This window comes from Pseudomonas sp. LBUM1672, from assembly GCF_059695655.1.
In genome coordinates this window covers 3,686,096-3,700,863 of record NZ_CP166781.1, presented here as the reverse complement: position 1 = coordinate 3,700,863, position 14,768 = coordinate 3,686,096, and the positions used below count along the sequence as shown (strand labels likewise).

Annotated in this window: 15 protein-coding genes and 1 pseudogene; 10 read left to right on the top strand and 6 right to left on the bottom strand. The window is 56.5% G+C overall.

Annotation, left to right across the window (positions count from 1 at the left end; all coding sequences use genetic code 11):
- Nucleotides 1-29: 29 nt before the first annotated feature.
- Nucleotides 30-776 (bottom strand): SDR family oxidoreductase, encoded by a 747-nt coding sequence (locus tag ACA053_RS16740; RefSeq protein ID WP_497393144.1) that lies wholly within the window; start codon nucleotides 774-776, stop codon nucleotides 30-32.
- 182 nt (nucleotides 777-958) lie between these two features.
- Here ACA053_RS16740 and ACA053_RS16735 point away from each other — a divergent pair, with 182 nt between their 5' ends.
- The gene (locus ACA053_RS16735; RefSeq protein ID WP_497393143.1) at nucleotides 959-1,528 is read left to right on the top strand and encodes a YceI family protein; all 570 of its coding nucleotides are present in this window, start codon (nucleotides 959-961) and stop codon (nucleotides 1,526-1,528) included.
- Between the two features lie 92 nt (nucleotides 1,529-1,620).
- Here ACA053_RS16735 and ACA053_RS16730 read toward each other — a convergent pair whose 3' ends face one another.
- Nucleotides 1,621-2,064: a hypothetical protein gene (locus ACA053_RS16730; protein WP_497393142.1), complete on the bottom strand. Its 444-nt coding sequence runs from the start codon at nucleotides 2,062-2,064 to the stop codon at nucleotides 1,621-1,623.
- Between the two features lie 310 nt (nucleotides 2,065-2,374).
- Here ACA053_RS16730 and ACA053_RS16725 point away from each other — a divergent pair, with 310 nt between their 5' ends.
- Nucleotides 2,375-3,502, top strand: a complete 1,128-nt coding sequence (locus ACA053_RS16725; protein WP_497393141.1) for a GGDEF domain-containing protein — start codon at nucleotides 2,375-2,377, stop codon at nucleotides 3,500-3,502.
- Nucleotides 3,503-3,779: 277 nt separating this feature from the next.
- Here the strand turns inward: ACA053_RS16725 and ACA053_RS16720 are convergent, their stop codons facing one another.
- The gene (locus ACA053_RS16720; protein ID WP_497393140.1) at nucleotides 3,780-4,220 is read right to left on the bottom strand and encodes a hotdog fold domain-containing protein; all 441 of its coding nucleotides are present in this window, start codon (nucleotides 4,218-4,220) and stop codon (nucleotides 3,780-3,782) included.
- Nucleotides 4,221-4,382: 162 nt separating this feature from the next.
- Here ACA053_RS16720 and ACA053_RS16715 point away from each other — a divergent pair, with 162 nt between their 5' ends.
- From ACA053_RS16715 to mqo, 3 genes are all read left to right on the top strand, one after another.
- Nucleotides 4,383-5,018: a TetR/AcrR family transcriptional regulator gene (locus ACA053_RS16715; RefSeq protein WP_497311825.1), complete on the top strand. Its 636-nt coding sequence runs from the start codon at nucleotides 4,383-4,385 to the stop codon at nucleotides 5,016-5,018.
- Between the two features lie 24 nt (nucleotides 5,019-5,042).
- The gene (locus ACA053_RS16710) at nucleotides 5,043-5,753 is read left to right on the top strand and encodes a GNAT family N-acetyltransferase (RefSeq protein ID WP_497311824.1); all 711 of its coding nucleotides are present in this window, start codon (nucleotides 5,043-5,045) and stop codon (nucleotides 5,751-5,753) included.
- A 319-nt stretch (nucleotides 5,754-6,072) separates the two neighbouring features.
- Entirely contained in the window at nucleotides 6,073-7,725 is a 1,653-nt protein-coding gene (gene mqo, locus ACA053_RS16705) for a malate dehydrogenase (quinone) (protein ID WP_497393139.1), read from the top strand.
- Nucleotides 7,726-7,976: 251 nt separating this feature from the next.
- Here mqo and ACA053_RS16700 read toward each other — a convergent pair whose 3' ends face one another.
- Both ACA053_RS16700 and ACA053_RS16695 read right to left on the bottom strand, forming a co-directional pair.
- Complete coding sequence (locus tag ACA053_RS16700; RefSeq protein ID WP_497311822.1) at nucleotides 7,977-8,225, bottom strand: hypothetical protein; 249 nt, start codon at nucleotides 8,223-8,225, stop codon at nucleotides 7,977-7,979.
- Nucleotides 8,226-8,403: 178 nt separating this feature from the next.
- Nucleotides 8,404-9,324, bottom strand: a complete 921-nt coding sequence (locus tag ACA053_RS16695) for an aromatic alcohol reductase (protein WP_497311821.1) — start codon at nucleotides 9,322-9,324, stop codon at nucleotides 8,404-8,406.
- 98 nt (nucleotides 9,325-9,422) lie between these two features.
- Here ACA053_RS16695 and ACA053_RS16690 point away from each other — a divergent pair, with 98 nt between their 5' ends.
- The 5 genes and pseudogenes from ACA053_RS16690 (at nucleotide 9,423) to ACA053_RS16670 (ending at nucleotide 13,833) form a co-directional block, all read left to right on the top strand.
- Complete coding sequence (locus ACA053_RS16690) at nucleotides 9,423-9,836, top strand: winged helix-turn-helix transcriptional regulator (RefSeq protein WP_497311820.1); 414 nt, start codon at nucleotides 9,423-9,425, stop codon at nucleotides 9,834-9,836.
- Nucleotides 9,837-10,664: 828 nt separating this feature from the next.
- Entirely contained in the window at nucleotides 10,665-12,674 is a 2,010-nt protein-coding gene (locus tag ACA053_RS16685) for a putative bifunctional diguanylate cyclase/phosphodiesterase (protein WP_497311819.1), read from the top strand.
- Nucleotides 12,675-12,746 (top strand): annotated as a pseudogene (locus tag ACA053_RS16680) (DUF6124 family protein); the annotation flags it as partial.
- Between the two features lie 308 nt (nucleotides 12,747-13,054).
- Complete coding sequence (locus ACA053_RS16675) at nucleotides 13,055-13,249, top strand: hypothetical protein (protein WP_497393138.1); 195 nt, start codon at nucleotides 13,055-13,057, stop codon at nucleotides 13,247-13,249.
- Entirely contained in the window at nucleotides 13,192-13,833 is a 642-nt protein-coding gene (locus ACA053_RS16670) for an alpha/beta fold hydrolase (RefSeq protein WP_497396188.1), read from the top strand. Before ACA053_RS16675 ends, ACA053_RS16670 begins: the two co-directional genes overlap by 58 nt.
- A 185-nt stretch (nucleotides 13,834-14,018) precedes the next feature.
- On the opposite strand, the gene ACA053_RS16665 is transcribed toward ACA053_RS16670, so the two are convergent.
- Nucleotides 14,019-14,576: an ATP-dependent Clp protease proteolytic subunit gene (locus ACA053_RS16665; protein WP_109632399.1), complete on the bottom strand. Its 558-nt coding sequence runs from the start codon at nucleotides 14,574-14,576 to the stop codon at nucleotides 14,019-14,021.
- Nucleotides 14,577-14,768 lie beyond the last annotated feature (192 nt).

Sequence of the window (14,768 nt, the reverse complement as noted above, 5' to 3'; positions counted from 1 at the left end):
CGCCTTACCATTTGATCTGGCGTTGTCGCCTAGTGGCTCTCAAGCCAGTCCTGAAACCGCGTCGCACCGATGATCGGATTGGCACCTGGTGTCAGCGACTGGTCATTGATCGACGCACCAAAGTAAGGAACCGTGTCGTCCAACACGGTCTGGCGCGGGTCCTTTGTATGCTTCAAGTAATCGCTCGCGAACTCGATGAGGGGGCGGTTTTCAGGGCCGGCCACTTCGACGGTCTGATTGACCGGCGCTTTCAGCGCGATGTCCGTGAGTGCCGCCGCGACATCGGTCGAGGCCACCGGTTGCAGCGCGGCGGACGTCAAATGGATGGTGTCGCCTTCCTCACGCCCGGAGTGAGCAATGGCATGAATGAACTCGAAGAACTGCGTGGCCCGCAGGATGGTGTAGGGAATGCCTGACTTCTTGATGAGTTTTTCCTGGGCCATCTTCGCCCGGAAATAACCACTGTCGAGCATCCGTTCGGTGCCGACCACCGACAGGGCGACATGGTGTTTGACGCCGTCGATCTTCTCCGCCGCGATCAGGTTATGCCCGGCGGTTTCGAAGAAGTGCAACGCCGCGTGGTCCTCGAAGGAGGGTGAGTTCGACACGTCGACTACCACGTCCGCGCCTTTCAACGCCTCTTTCACCCCTTCACCGCTGATGACATTGACGCCGGTGCTCGGCGATGCCGCCAGGGCTTCATGCCCCAGGTCCTGCAGGTTCTGGCAGAGCTTGCTGCCGATCAGCCCGGTGCCACCGATGACGACGATTTTCATGTCCAGTCTCCCGATGCGATGAGTGCTTGATTCATTAAATACCTGCGCGGGCGGCCGCATCGGGCGATGAGTCGCGTTGGCCGACAGGTGGTCGGAAGTCCCGGTCCGAGGTGGAATAAACAAAGGTTCTTTGCTTTAGTCCACCTATCGCTGGCCCGCGTGGGCCACGACTGGAGCGCTCCATGAATTCTCGATTCCCGTCGTTTTCCGTACTGGCTGCTGCGCTTGTCTTCGGCTTTTTTCCCTGTGCCGAAGCGGCCGAATACACGCAAGTGAATGAAACCGCCAGCATGATCTCATTCACCTACAAACAGTTCAGCGCGCGGGTGTACGGCACGTTTGGCACGTTCAAGGCCACGCTTGATTTCGACACGGCCAACCCCGAAGCGGGCCACACTGCGCTCACCATCCAGCTCGACAGCATCGATGCCGGCAGCGAAGACGCCAACACCGAACTGCAAAAGCCTGCCTGGTTCGACACGCAGAAGTACCCCGATGCGACGTTTGAGTCGACCGGCGTGAAAACGCTGGGTGACAACCGCTATTCGATCACCGGCAAACTCACGCTCAGGGGCGTCACCCGTGAGGTGGCCGTTCCAGTCCTGCTCAAAGAGGAGAACGCCATCGGGATCTTCGATGGCCGGTTAACGCTCAAGCGTAGCGATTTCAAGGTCGGCGAGGGTGAATGGGGCGACACCGTCGTTTCCGACGACATCAATATCCGCTTCCGGATGGTTGCGCCGCAGCAGTAATCAAGCGAGCCCACGGGGATAAAGCTGCTCATCGAAGCTGTTGCACACGCTAGGCTGGATCGCCATAAAAGGGAAACAAACCGCAGCCTGAACTAACTACAGGCGTCCGCCACCGCCTTCTCGGCGCGTTCAATTTCCTGCTTGATGTCCGTGCTTATCCGCTGTTCCTTGAACTTCTGTTCGAGGAATTGCTGGCTCCCCTGGTTTTTCAATTCCGCATCGGTGGCGGCGTCCTGCGCCTGCAACTCGGCGGCGTGGGCGTCTATGACCGCTTCAACCTCTGCATCATTCTTCGCGTTATCCAGGGAGCTGACCAATTTGCCGACTTCCGCCTTCTCGGCCTCGGCATAAGCATCAACAGACAACCCGGCAGCCATCGCCCGCGCGCGAATTTCCACTGTTTCCTTGTGTTCCTTCGCTGCCTTGCACACCGCATCCCGGCGTGCGCGCTCGCCAGCGTCCCACTCTATAAATCCATAAGTCGTCACACCGATCATGGTCAGGGTAACGACGGCGCTGATAAATTGGGCTCTCACATTGCGCAACCTCAACAGTCAAGGGGCTCCCCCCGTATTTGTGATTATCGCCCGATTCCATTGGAGGCTTCAAAAGCGTAGCAGGACGAACGCGTTGCACGTTGGCGATGGATGCCATTTGGCTTGATGACTACGAGACGTTAGAAGCGCACTTGTGTGCTATTACTTTTCTGACGATGGTCACTGAGGCCATCAGGGGGCGCATTAATGTGAATGTGCAGGTACCCATGTGTCGTAATGGATTGTTTGCCTGAGTGGCAGGGTGCCACAATCGCTTCTTTTGTCGCAGCATCATGATCAGGCGGATCAAATGGGTGGCCCAGGATTTCGGCACGACCAGGATACTGTCATCGCAGCGCAGGTGCGCAGTGATCGATTGCATCAGCTATTCCACCAGTCATTCCCTGCGATTTTCGGCAGTTTTCTCGCTGCAATCATGTTGTGCGGACTGTGTTGGGAGCGTTTTGACCACCGCGTCATTTTTACGTGGATCGGGCTGCTGACGGCGTCGTCGTTGCTGCGCATCCTGATGTTCGTTGCCTGGTTCCGCTGCCCGGAGAGTGAGCGCACCCCAGAACGCTGGGAGCGCAGATACTGGTTCACGTTGATGTTGTCCGCCAGTATCTGGGGGGTGGGCGCTTTAGCGGTCATGCCGGCAAACGACCTGCTGGCCCAGGCGTTGGTCATGCTTTTTGCCGTCGGTATGTCGGTCAGTGCGGTGTCGTGTTATTCGTCCTATCGATACATGACGTTGGCGTCCATTGGCCTGGTCTTGTTGCCGTGTACCTTCTGGCTGCTGTTCCAACCGTCAGCGATGCAAATCGGCATGGCGCTGGCCGTTATTGTGTTCGCCTCATTCGTGGCCAGCGCGACGCGCAAACTGTCCGAAGCACTGGAAACCGCCTTCCAGCTAACCCGCGAAATGGAACGCGCCCATCGCATTGCCACGTATGCCGCCCAAACCGACGAACTCACCGGCCTGAAAAACCGCCGCGCTTTTTTCCAGCATGCCCAGCAATTGTTCCATGACTGCAAAAACAACCGGCTACCGCTGTGCGCGGTGATGCTGGATATGGATCACTTCAAGCACATCAATGACACCTATGGGCATCAGGTCGGCGATCAGGTGTTGCGGCAAATGGGCGTGATCATCAACCGGTCGTTTCGCGATACCGATGTCTTCGGCAGGCTGGGCGGCGAGGAGTTCGCGATCCTGCTTCCGAACACCTCCATTGAAACGGCCCTGCATATCGCCGAACATCTTATCCAGTCGATCGGTGGGTTGATGACCGGGCCTGTTCATCGCATATCGGCGAGTCTTGGGGTTGCAGCGATGGAGAGTGGCGACAACGATCTGCAAAGTTTGCTGAATAACGCGGATAAGGCGCTGTATCGGGCCAAGGCGCGGGGGCGGAATCAGGTGGCTGTTTCGGAGTAGGGGTGGGTGGCGTCGATTGAAATGAGCTACGACTGGTAACTTCTCAACTCACGTAAAAGCCTTCGGCACCTAAAAAGCACCGAGGGCCTTCGCTAACACACAGAGCTTGAGCCTGGTGAAACCCTGTGGCGAGGGGACTTGTCCCCGTTCGGCTGCGAAGCAGTCGCAAAACCTGACGACACAGTTAGGCTGAAGAACGCAGGGGGCCAAGTCCCCCTCACCACAGGTCATGTGTTCACAGCCCCTTTTCTAACAGGCAGGCTTTTCTTGAGGGTGTTTAAGCGAGCTTCACATTCATGGTGATCCGCGCCGTGAACACCTTCTTGCCCTCGGCATCATGAATATCCACCGGCACAATTTTGTCGCCTTCCGTCTGCCAATCCACCGCCTCACCATCGGCCACCGCCGTCACGTTTGTTTTCGCCTTGGCCAAGTACTCAACCGTCATCCCTTTCGGAATCCAGCGCGCACCGGCGGGAATGGACACGTCGGTCATCGTCCCCGCAGCCAGTTCGGCGGCGTTGCACATCGCAATCGCGTGAACCGAGCCCAAGTGGTTGGTGATCTCCTTGCTGAACGGCACTTGCACCGTGGCATGACCCGGGCGCAACTCCGAGATTAGCGGATTGATGGTGCTGAAGTAGGGCGCCACCTGGCAGGCCATTTTGCTGAAGGTTTCCGGTCCGGCGCTGTTAAACATGCTGAGAAACTGACTCATTTTGAAGCCTCGCTAAGGGGTGGTTTTACAGAATGATTTTCCGTAACAGAATAATGTTCTGTGACGGAACAGTATTCTGTCGCGATGAAATCTGTCAACCTACCGCAGCTTTCTCACCGGCAGCCACCTGCCTTGTCATGAATTCTCTGGCCTGTATCCCGCATGGAAACCGCAGATCTACTCGAGCGCAGCTACCCCGGCAGAAGAGCCGAACTCAAGCGCGACATCTTCAGAAAAGCCCTGGCTCTGTTCAACGAACAAGGGCTCGAAGCCACGACCATCGAAATGATCCGCGCCGAATGCGATACCAGCGTCGGTGCGATCTACCATCATTTCGGCAACAAGGAAGGCTTGGTGGCCGCGCTGTTTTTCACCGCGCTGGACGATCAGGCACTGCTTCGCGACAACTACCTCGCCGAGGCACAGACGACGGAAGAGGGCGTGCACGCGCTGGTCCACAGCTACGTCGATTGGGTGGACAGCCAACCCGAGTGGGCGCGTTTCCAGTACCACGCACGGTTCGCCGTCACCAAAGGCCCGTTCAAGGAAGAACTGGCCAGTCGCAACAAAACCCGTAACCAGAAGCTCGGACAATGGCTGGCAGAACCCGGCCGGCGCGATGAGCTGCGAGCGTTTCCTGCTGAATTGCTGCCGTCGTTGATCATCGGCCAGGCTGACAGTTACTGCCGCGCATGGTTGTCGGGGAGGGTGGTCGCCAGTCCGAAGGCCTACAGGGCATTGCTGGCAGAAGCGGCGTGGCGATCAATCTGTGACAATACCCCCGCCGAAACCCAGTAAAGCGATCCCGGAGTCAGAATTTCAATGCCCCAACTCACCCACTTCGACGCCCCGTGCCCGGAGCACATCAACAGCCAGATCCTGCAGATGGTCGTCGACAACCTGACCGACATCAGCATGGTCGGCATCGCGCCGAGCAACCCGCTGTACAACGTGTATCAGTACACGGTCGGCTACGAAGTGCACCTGTACCTGGAGGCTCTCGGCGGGGGCAAAGGCATCGCGGTCGAGTTGATCGTCGCCACCGACGATGAAGCCCCTGAAAAGGTCATCGGCTTTGTGCTGTACCTGCCGGTCAAGGACGATCCCGAAGCGTGCGGCGTGGCCTACATGGCCGTCGATTCGGGTCATCGTCGCCGAGGCGTCGCGCGGGCCATGTTGCAAGACATGGTCAGCCGCTACCCGCACGCCGAACTGACCTGCACCGTCGCCAAGGTGCCGTGGTTCGAATCGATGGGTTTTCAGGTGCTGGGCGTGCGCGGCACGCAGGTGCTGATGAACACCCACGACCACAGTAGCGAAGGCCTGATGGGACTGTTGGATGTCACATTTATCTACAGTTCTTTAGAGGTCCGGCAGATACATAACTACTTGCTGCAAAAACACGGAAAGCGCGCAATGGTCGATGCTGAAAAGCAACGCGACCGGCATCTGGACCAAATGACCCACAACGCCAAGGTGTTTGTGCTGAATCGTTTGGGCCGGGACGCGGCGAACGAGCCCCGTCTGGACTAGACTCATAAGTCCTTTTGGGAGCGCGCGGTCGTCCAGCCATGATATTCTGCGCGCCAACTTGGTTTGACCTATTCAGTTTGCACGTCCTTGAGACGTGCCAACAGGATCAATGTCGCTCAAGTAGCTGAAGCCAATAATGATAAAAAGTCAGTTCAGTAGGGACATATAAACTGAGGTCGATGGAGACACGTCGGCCTTGTGTGCCCACCCTTCGATTCTTGTTTACGAGCACCCACGACGTCCTGCCTGAAGGTCGTGAACCAAGGGGCCGTGAGCGAGAATTGGAAGGGCGGATGGCGTTTTATCATAGGTGCTACAGATGTTTAAGAAAATGAACACGGCCCTGCTGGGGCTGGCTTTGTCGATGGGGATCACGTCCGTTCACGCGGAAGAGGCAAAGAAAGTCGATGTACTGCTGATCGGCGGCGGCATCATGAGCGCGACCCTGGGTGTCTGGCTCAACGAGCTGGAACCTGGCACTTCGATGGAAATGATCGAGCGCCTCGACGGCGTCGCCCTGGAAAGCTCCAACGGCTGGAACAACGCCGGTACCGGTCACTCCGCCCTGGCCGAGCTGAACTACACCCCGGAAGACGACAAGGGCAACGTACAGATCCCGAAAGCCGTTGAAATCAACGAAGCGTTCCAGATCTCCCGTCAGTTCTGGGCCTGGCAGGTTCAGCAAGGCGTGCTGAAAAACCCGCGTTCGTTCATCAACTCCACGCCGCACATGAGCTTTGTGTGGGGCGATGACAACATCAAGTTCCTGAAGAAGCGCTACGAAGCCCTGCAAGCGAGCCCGCTGTTCGCCGGCATGCAGTACTCCGAAGACCCGGCTGTGATCAAGAAGTGGGTTCCGCTGATGATGGAAGGGCGCGACCCGAACCAGAAAATCGCGGCCACCTGGAGCCCGATCGGCACCGACGTCAACTTCGGCGAGATCACCCGCCAGTTCGTCGCGCACCTGCAAACCACGCCGAAGTTCGACTTGAAACTGTCTAGCGAAGTGCAAGACATCACCAAGAACGACGACGGCACCTGGCGCGTCAGCTACAAAAACCTGAAAGACGGCACCAAGTCCGAAACCGACGCCAAGTTCGTGTTCATCGGCGCAGGTGGCGGTGCACTGCACCTGCTGCAGAAGTCCGGCATTCCTGAAGCCAAGGAATACGCAGGCTTCCCGGTAGGCGGCTCGTTCCTCGTGACCGAGAACCCGACCATCGCCGAGCAACACCTGGCCAAGGCCTACGGCAAAGCCTCCGTTGGCGCACCGCCAATGTCGGTTCCGCACCTGGACACCCGTGTCCTGGACGGCAAGCGCGTCATCCTGTTTGGCCCATTCGCGACCTTCAGCACCAAGTTCCTGAAGGAAGGCTCGTACCTGGACCTGCTGACCACCACCACCACGCACAACGTGTGGCCAATGACCAAGGTCGGCATCAAGGAATACCCGCTGGTCGAGTACCTTGCCGGCCAACTGATGCTGTCTGACGAAGACCGCCTCAACGCGCTGAAAGAATACTTCCCGAACGCCAAAGCCGAAGACTGGCGCCTGTGGCAAGCCGGCCAACGCGTGCAAATCATCAAGCGTGATGAAGCTGCCGGTGGCGTGCTGAAACTGGGCACCGAGATCGTTGCTTCCGCTGACGGTTCGATTGCTGGCCTGCTGGGCGCATCGCCGGGCGCATCGACTGCAGCACCGATCATGCTGACCGTGCTGCAGAAAGTGTTCAAGGACAAGGTGGCTTCGCCAGCCTGGCAGGAAAAGCTGCATCAGATCGTGCCGAGCTATGGCACTCAACTGAATGGCAGTCCTGAGAAGGTTGCGCAGGAGTGGGCCTACACCGCCAAGGTGCTGCAACTGACTCCGCCGCCGGCGATTGGCCAGGTAGCGGCTCCGGCTGCTGCTCCGGCTGATGCTGATAAAGCGAAAGCGCCGAAGGCTAATGCTGCCAGTGATATGGCTTTGTAAGTAGAAGCGTAATCAGAAAAAGCCCACTGATCGGAGACGGTCAGTGGGCTTTTTTGTGGAGGAGAGATTCTCAAAGGGTAAATTCATCTGGGCCCACATGTCTGCGTTCGGCTCGCCCGCGGATCACCGCCGGCTAGCGATTTCAGCCAGCACGTGGCTAATCAAGCCTGAAATGTTACGGCTATTGATAGCTATTGAAGGCAACACCGCTTGAGGAAGCTAGGGCGTAAAGCCCTAGCAGATAGCAGATGTCACTTTTTCTTTTTCGCCGGCTTTTCTGCCTTCTCTGATTTCTTAGCCTTCTCTGGCTTGCTATCAGCTTTCTTTGCAGATTTCTTTGGTTCGGCATCTTTTTTCTTGTCTTTCTTTTCGGAAGATTTCGAAAGAGCCGAGGCCGCAGCTGATTTTTTTGCCGGTGAAGACTTTTTGTCTTTCAAGTCCTTGCTGGCTTTCGAAGCTTCACCTTTGCTTTTCTTCTCGTCTTTAGCCACGTTGACCACCTCTCGGAGTATGCCGGTATTAGCACAATGCCTGTGTGAATATCACAAGCTAGTCATTAGGCGAGCGCGTACAAAAGCGGTTCAAATTTTTTTATGCGTTGAGATAGGCTTTGGGGGGGGCGCCGAGTTCCGCGGCGGCGTCAGGGTGCTGCTAACTGACATTGGCAACGCTGTCCGGTCAGAGCAGATGCTGTTCGATCCATTGTGCAACGGTGGTGGTTTCTATTTGCCGTTCGGCGTTGTAGGTGCGGGCCTTGTCCCAGGCGACGCCGTTGCCCTGCGCGAAAACCGCCCGGTATTGACGGGTAGGATCGCTGGGGGCCGCGGCGAGAGCGGCTCTCAGCGCAGGTACCGTCCATTCGACGCGTTCGACCGTTCTGTCGAGCAAGCGGTCTACAGTGTCGGCTAATTGCCCGTAGGTGAGGGTATCGCCAGCGGTGTAGATCACCCGGTTGACCAGCGTTGGCTCGAACAAGATCGAGGCTGTCAGTCGCCCGATGTCCTCCGAGGTGGTGACTGTCACGGCGGTGTCCCAACTGCCCAAGGCGCGTATGGTGTTCTGGCTCAGGTCGACCACGCCAAACGAGGATTCGAACAGGAAGCTGGTGAACATCCCGGTAGAAATGATCAGCCATTGCACGCGAGACTGGTTGCGCAGCAATTGGCGCACGTCCAGTTGCTCGTCAAACAGGTCTTGCGGGCTACCCCGGCCGATTACGTCGTAGTCCACGCCGAACTGCCATGGCACGAAACGCTTCACATCTGACTGCAACGCGGCGCGGGCCAGTTTGAGTTGCGTCCCGGCACCGGCGACGAAGCCGAGGCAGCTGACGAGGGTGTCGAAACCGCTGAACATCGCCGCGAGCTGATCCTCGGAGTCATTGACCGCATCGCCCGGCAGCACCTCGATGCCCAGAGCTTGCAGTTCCAGGAGAGTTTGGTTTTTATCTGCGGACACGCTGTCGAGAGTCGAGGGACGCATCATCACCGTGATGCTGGCGGCCGACCGAGCAGCTAGCTCGCGAAGTACGGCCATGCCGAGCTCGCCGGCGCCCAGAACCAGGATGTTGTCGGGTTTTGCAGGGTTGTGCGGGTGCATGTGTAACTCCCAAGGAATCATCAGTCATCTGTGTTTTTTATCCTGGCACCATTGGTTAACGTTAAAAAGAAGGCACACGCGTGATACCGCATAACGAAATGAGTGAAGAAGAGATCATCCGCCAGTCCCGAGCCGTGTGCGATGCGCTCAGTGCAGAGGACGACGGGCTCAAGCGCGAAGTGCTGACACACGCGGGCAATCGCTGGTCGCTAGGGATTGTCCATACGTTGGGAGTCGCAGGAAGATTGCGTCACGCCGAAATCGGCCGACGCCTGCCGGGCGTCACCCAACGCATGCTGACCCGTAGCCTGCGGCAACTGGAGCGTGATGGGTTGATTGCGCGTTTCGACCACGGCGAGGTGCCGCCACGGGTCGATTATGAACTGACCCCGTTAGGTCGCAGTTTTCTGGCGCGTATGGTGCCGTTGTGGACTTGGCTTCTGGAAAACGCCGAGGGCTTTCGCACCGCGAGAGTTTGCTTTGATGCTGAAAGCCAATCTGGCAAACCATAATGGAACCAGACAAAAGACTTCGCCTTGTTCGCAATTGAGCCAGTCTGGCTTACCGCTTTGGACGATTTCTGCCTGTCAACATGGCGCCGGCCATCCAACAGATGATGTCCTTGGCGGAGTTGTCGGTGCATCGGGCGTCAAGGTGAAATAGGTGCAAACCTATTTCAGGGCTAGACATGAATCTCAACGCTGCTGATTCACGGAAATCGCGCAACTAACGTGGTTTTGTGGCAAGGGAGCTTGCTCCCGTTGGGCGGCGAAGCAGGCCTGAACAAGTTGAACTCACTCATCGCCGTACATCAACTCCAAGCCCGTCATTGCAAATATCGGTCGTTAAACTTATTGCATTGTTGGTGTAACGCTTATTTATGTTGTGCATGGCGCGTATATAGGTGCTCTGCGCAAAAGCCGTCGACGAGAACTGCACGGTATTAACTCGCTGCGAAAAAATACAGAATGCTTAATCAATAAAAATATTTATAAAAGTCCAGTGACTCACGATCAAAGGAAAAGATTTGCAGATGTTAAGTTTTGCAGTGCGATATTAAGCTCGCATCAGGTGCATTTCTCCGTTGCTCGCCGTTAGCTACGCCTTCGGTCCAATGGAATTTAGGGCATGCCTATGAGAGGGTGCGGAGACTGAATAATTAATTTAAATATAAATTATTCAGATTTGTGAGTGTTATCAGTTGGTTGTTGTTAAATGTGATGAACGCCGTACAAAAATGATCGAGCATTTCGACGTTAATTTAATTTTTCATCTAAACTTAAGTTTTGGTGGATATTGCCAATAAGAATGGAAGCAGCCGCGTCTACATGAGGTAGCGTATGAGCAATTTACCGCCAGCAAGTCCGCAGCATCCGGAAGTCGGTGCGCAAGTGAGTGCCACACCTTATTTCATGCGTTGGAGCAAATCAATTCCCAGCAGGTGGGCGCGCCATGGCCTGGTCGTCGTATTGCTGGCGGTCAGCGGTTTTGCGGTATGGTCTTCCGTCGCCACTGGACGCTTGGGGCAGGAGGCGATCGCCGCAAGCATGCTGTCTGACCACTACACAGCAGCGGCGAGTGCCGTGTTAGCCGCCGAGTCTTTGGAGCATAAGTATCGGTTGGACCCCAGTCCGAAAATACTTCGTAGTTTCAACGACGTTGCAGCGCAATTGAGCACGGCGCTGGAGCGTATTCACCACTCCGGATCACCTGCTGATCATTTGCTTGTCCAGGATGTTCGTACCTCACTGGTTCCTTATCTGGAAAGCATCTACAAGATGTTCGACGCCGTGGAGCTTGGAGATTCCATGTTGGCGCGCCAAATTGATGAAGAGGAGGCTGACCCGCTATTCGAAAAGATTGAAAATGTTGTCCTGCAAGCAGCCGCCGCTCACCACCGGGGGTCGATCGCGGCGCTGGAGAAGCTGCGTACACGGGAGTCTTTCAACGCCAATACCACTCCAATCGTTTTTATGGCCGGGCTGCTTCTGGCTGGCTTGTTCGCCCAAGTGCTACGGGGCACGCGTATCGAACTCGACAGTGAGCGCAAGGATGCCCTGCACGCGTCGTTGCATGACAAACTTACCGGGCTGGCCAATCGAACGCTGCTGGCAGACCGTTTCGAGCAGGCACTGCGCCTGGGCCGTCGCCAGGGAACGACCACAGGCCTTTTGCTGATTGACCTTGATCGATTCAAGGAAGTCAACGATTCACTGGGGCATCACTACGGGGACCGCCTGCTTGATCAGATGGGCAAGCGCCTGCAAAGTGAAGCACGGGAAATCGACACAGTTGCCCGGCTAGGGGGTGATGAGTTTGCGATTCTGCTCCCCGCCGTCGAAGGCCTGGATGGGGCGTTGATAGCGGCGCGGCGGCTGCATGCGGCGATTACCGCATCATTTGAAATCGATGGGGTCGAACTGGATGTCGAGGCCAGTTTTGGGGTAGTGGTTTCCGGGCTGCACGGTGACGATCCTTCGACGCTCATGCAGCGCGCCGACATCGCCATGTATGCAGCCAAGAAGCAGGGCAAGGGCATACTCGCCTATGACCCGGGAACGGATCGTCGCTCCCCAGAACGCTTGGCAATGCTCGGCGAACTAAGGCGAGGTCTGGAGCGAGGCGAATTGTTCCTGGAGTACCAGCCAAAAGTAAGCCTGAGTACAGGAGCCGTCACCGGAGTCGAAGCGCTGGTGCGCTGGCAGCATCCGGTACGAGGACTGGTGAACCCAGATGAGTTCATTCCGTTTGCCGAGCTGACCGGAATCATCGGCTCCTTGACGCGATACGTGCTGAACCTCGCGATGTCTCAGGTGCGAGCCTGGGCTGACATCGGGATATGCATACCGGTTGCCGTGAACATTTCTGCACGCAACCTGCTGGACGACAAGTTGGTGTATCAGATCGTCGATCTACTTGAACACCATCATTTGACCCCAGACATGCTCATGCTCGAAGTGACCGAGTCTGCGATCATGCTCGATTCCTATGCTGCTCGAACCATCTTGAGGCAGTTACATTCCATGGGTATCCATATCGCCATCGATGATTTCGGCGTCGGCTATACAAGTCTGGCTCAGTTAAAGGATTTGCCCATCAGCGAGCTTAAGATCGACAAATCCTTTGTACTGGCCATGCAGAGCGATCAGGCGAACGAACTCATCGTAAGAAGCGTCGTCGATCTGGGCCATAACCTTGGCATGGCGGTCATCGCCGAAGGCGTAGAAACAGCCGACGTGCTCAATGCGCTGGGAGACTACCACTGCGATATGGCTCAGGGTTTTCACGTCTGCCGACCGGTAAGCGCCGATGCGTTCATTCAATGGTATGAACAGCGAGCGCGCAAATAGGCCCACAGCTGCGAAACCCTCGCTTCAGCCAGCGTCATGGCCAGCGAATTGGCATTCAGTCTAACCGGCCCGATCCGCAGGAGCAGGTGAGGCCGTTGTTTCAACGCGTCACACAGTCAAAAGCCCACTGAACCGGTAACGGTCAACGGGCTTTTTTGTGTCAGGTACCGCTCATACCAAAGCGTTAATTTCAAACACCCATGTTCAGTGGTCACTGCCAGTGTTTGCTCATAGATTCTCAGTTGCCGAGAGGGCGGTGCCGTCGTCAGTCGGACTGTCTTGTGCCTCGCAGGCGCAACCTTTTAGAACAAACAGGGGTGTCGAAAATGACTGATGAGACAAGCGGAACCACCCGTAGAAAATTGATGAGAACCGGTGCCATGGCCGCAGCCCTAGCCGTGACAATACCTGCGCAGCAGGCCCAGGCAGCCGTGCCGGCGGGCAGCAAAAGCGACGGCGATACCAGTGGCACGGGGACGATCACGGTCAAGGACGGCACGCGGATTTTCTACAAGGACTGGGGCACCGGACAGCCGATCGTGTTCCATCACCGCTGGCCGACGTTGCTCAACTGATGGCGCATCTCGACATCAGGAACGCCGTGCATATCGGTCACTCCACCGGTGGCGGCGAGGTGGCTCGCTACGTGGCGCGTCATGGTCGCGGTCGCGTCGCCAAAGCGGTGCTGATCGGTGCGGTGCCGCCGATCATGATGCGCACCGCAAAAAATCCGGGCGGCCTGCCTCTGGAAGTCTTCGATGGTTTACGCAAAACCCTGGCCGACAATCGCGCCCAGTTTTATCGAGATTTTCCGACAGGTCCGTTCTATAGCTTCAATCGCCCGGGCGCGAAAGTCTCACAACCCATCATCGAAAACTGGTGGTGCCAAGGCATGAGCGGTGGGGTCAAGGCGCAGTACGATTGCATTCGAGCCTTCTCGGAAACCGACTTTACCGATGACCTGAAGAACATCGACGTGCCGACACTGGTGCTACACGGCGAAGACGACCAGATCGTACCGATCGCCGATTCGGCATACCTTTCAATCAAGCAGCTCAAACGGGGCACACTGAAAACCTACCCGGGCTTGCCCCATGGCATGTGCACTACCCATGCCGAGGTGATCAATCCGGATCTACTGGCGTTCATCAAAGGCTGATGATCGCGACGCAGGTGGCCAATCGAAATAAGTGGTAAATCGGGGACGTTGGATCAGGTAGATCCGCTGGAGTAGTTGGGGCGTTGTTCAAACGCGTCTCGTTGTAAAAAGCCCACTGGGCCGGTGACGGTCAGTGGGCTTTTTTGCGTGCGGAATTCGAATTGTGGCGCTAAGACGAAGATTGATCATCCGCCACTGACCTTCCAGTGTTTCACGTCATCCGCAAACACCATCTGCTTCATCTCATGAGCAATGCCGTAGGCCAGCGACTCGTGTGCAGCGATGACTTTTTCCTCCGCTGACAAACAATGAAAAATATCGAGTTTGGTCGCTGCATCAGCGGTTTCAAGCATGAAGATTTGCACGTAGCGCGCGAGGTCATTGTCGAGACTGGACAGGTATTCCCGCAGCCGTTGATGGTCGACGGATTTTTGGCTGAAGTACCAGTTCATCGGGTGAATCAGAAAGCGTGCATGAGGTGATGTGATGCGCCGGCCTGCCGCCAGAAACATGATGATGCCCATCGATTCGATATTGCCGGCGTTGATTGCGCAAAGCGGTACCGGCAATGACTTCAGGAACGTGTAGAGCGTGAAGCCAAAATTGGTACTACCGCCACAAGTGGACAGGTTCAGGAGAAGTGAGGTGGCACCCTGATCGATGGCTTCAAGGCAGGTATCCCTGAAGCGTTCTGCCGTTGCCTGGTCGATCTGGCAATGAAAATGCACGATGTGTTCAGTCATCGATTGACCTCCCGAGTGTGATGCCTGGAGGGCGTGTACGCGTATTAAGTCTAGTAAACATCGAACATCTGATATGAAAAGCCAGCCATCGATGAATGACACGCCGCCAGTCGACCGCGCGGCTTTTCGATGGAACCAAATCCCCGAATCCACTCGTCGCCAGCCCCCCGTTTTCGTTCAAACTTTCTGTTT

Coding starts and splice junctions, on each gene's coding strand:
- ACA053_RS16690 (WP_497311820.1), top strand. CDS start 9,423: ATGAGTGAAGAAGAGATCATCCGCCAGTCCCGAGCCGTGTGCGATGCG.
- ACA053_RS16665 (WP_109632399.1), bottom strand. CDS start 14,576: ATGACTGAACACATCGTGCATTTTCATTGCCAGATCGACCAGGCAACG.
- ACA053_RS16740 (WP_497393144.1), bottom strand. CDS start 776: ATGAAAATCGTCGTCATCGGTGGCACCGGGCTGATCGGCAGCAAGCTC.
- ACA053_RS16735 (WP_497393143.1), top strand. CDS start 959: ATGAATTCTCGATTCCCGTCGTTTTCCGTACTGGCTGCTGCGCTTGTC.
- ACA053_RS16695 (WP_497311821.1), bottom strand. CDS start 9,324: ATGCACCCGCACAACCCTGCAAAACCCGACAACATCCTGGTTCTGGGC.
- ACA053_RS16685 (WP_497311819.1), top strand. CDS start 10,665: ATGAGCAATTTACCGCCAGCAAGTCCGCAGCATCCGGAAGTCGGTGCG.
- mqo (WP_497393139.1), top strand. CDS start 6,073: ATGTTTAAGAAAATGAACACGGCCCTGCTGGGGCTGGCTTTGTCGATG.
- ACA053_RS16720 (WP_497393140.1), bottom strand. CDS start 4,220: ATGAGTCAGTTTCTCAGCATGTTTAACAGCGCCGGACCGGAAACCTTC.
- ACA053_RS16725 (WP_497393141.1), top strand. CDS start 2,375: ATGGGTGGCCCAGGATTTCGGCACGACCAGGATACTGTCATCGCAGCG.
- ACA053_RS16675 (WP_497393138.1), top strand. CDS start 13,055: ATGGCCGCAGCCCTAGCCGTGACAATACCTGCGCAGCAGGCCCAGGCA.
- ACA053_RS16710 (WP_497311824.1), top strand. CDS start 5,043: ATGCCCCAACTCACCCACTTCGACGCCCCGTGCCCGGAGCACATCAAC.
- ACA053_RS16715 (WP_497311825.1), top strand. CDS start 4,383: ATGGAAACCGCAGATCTACTCGAGCGCAGCTACCCCGGCAGAAGAGCC.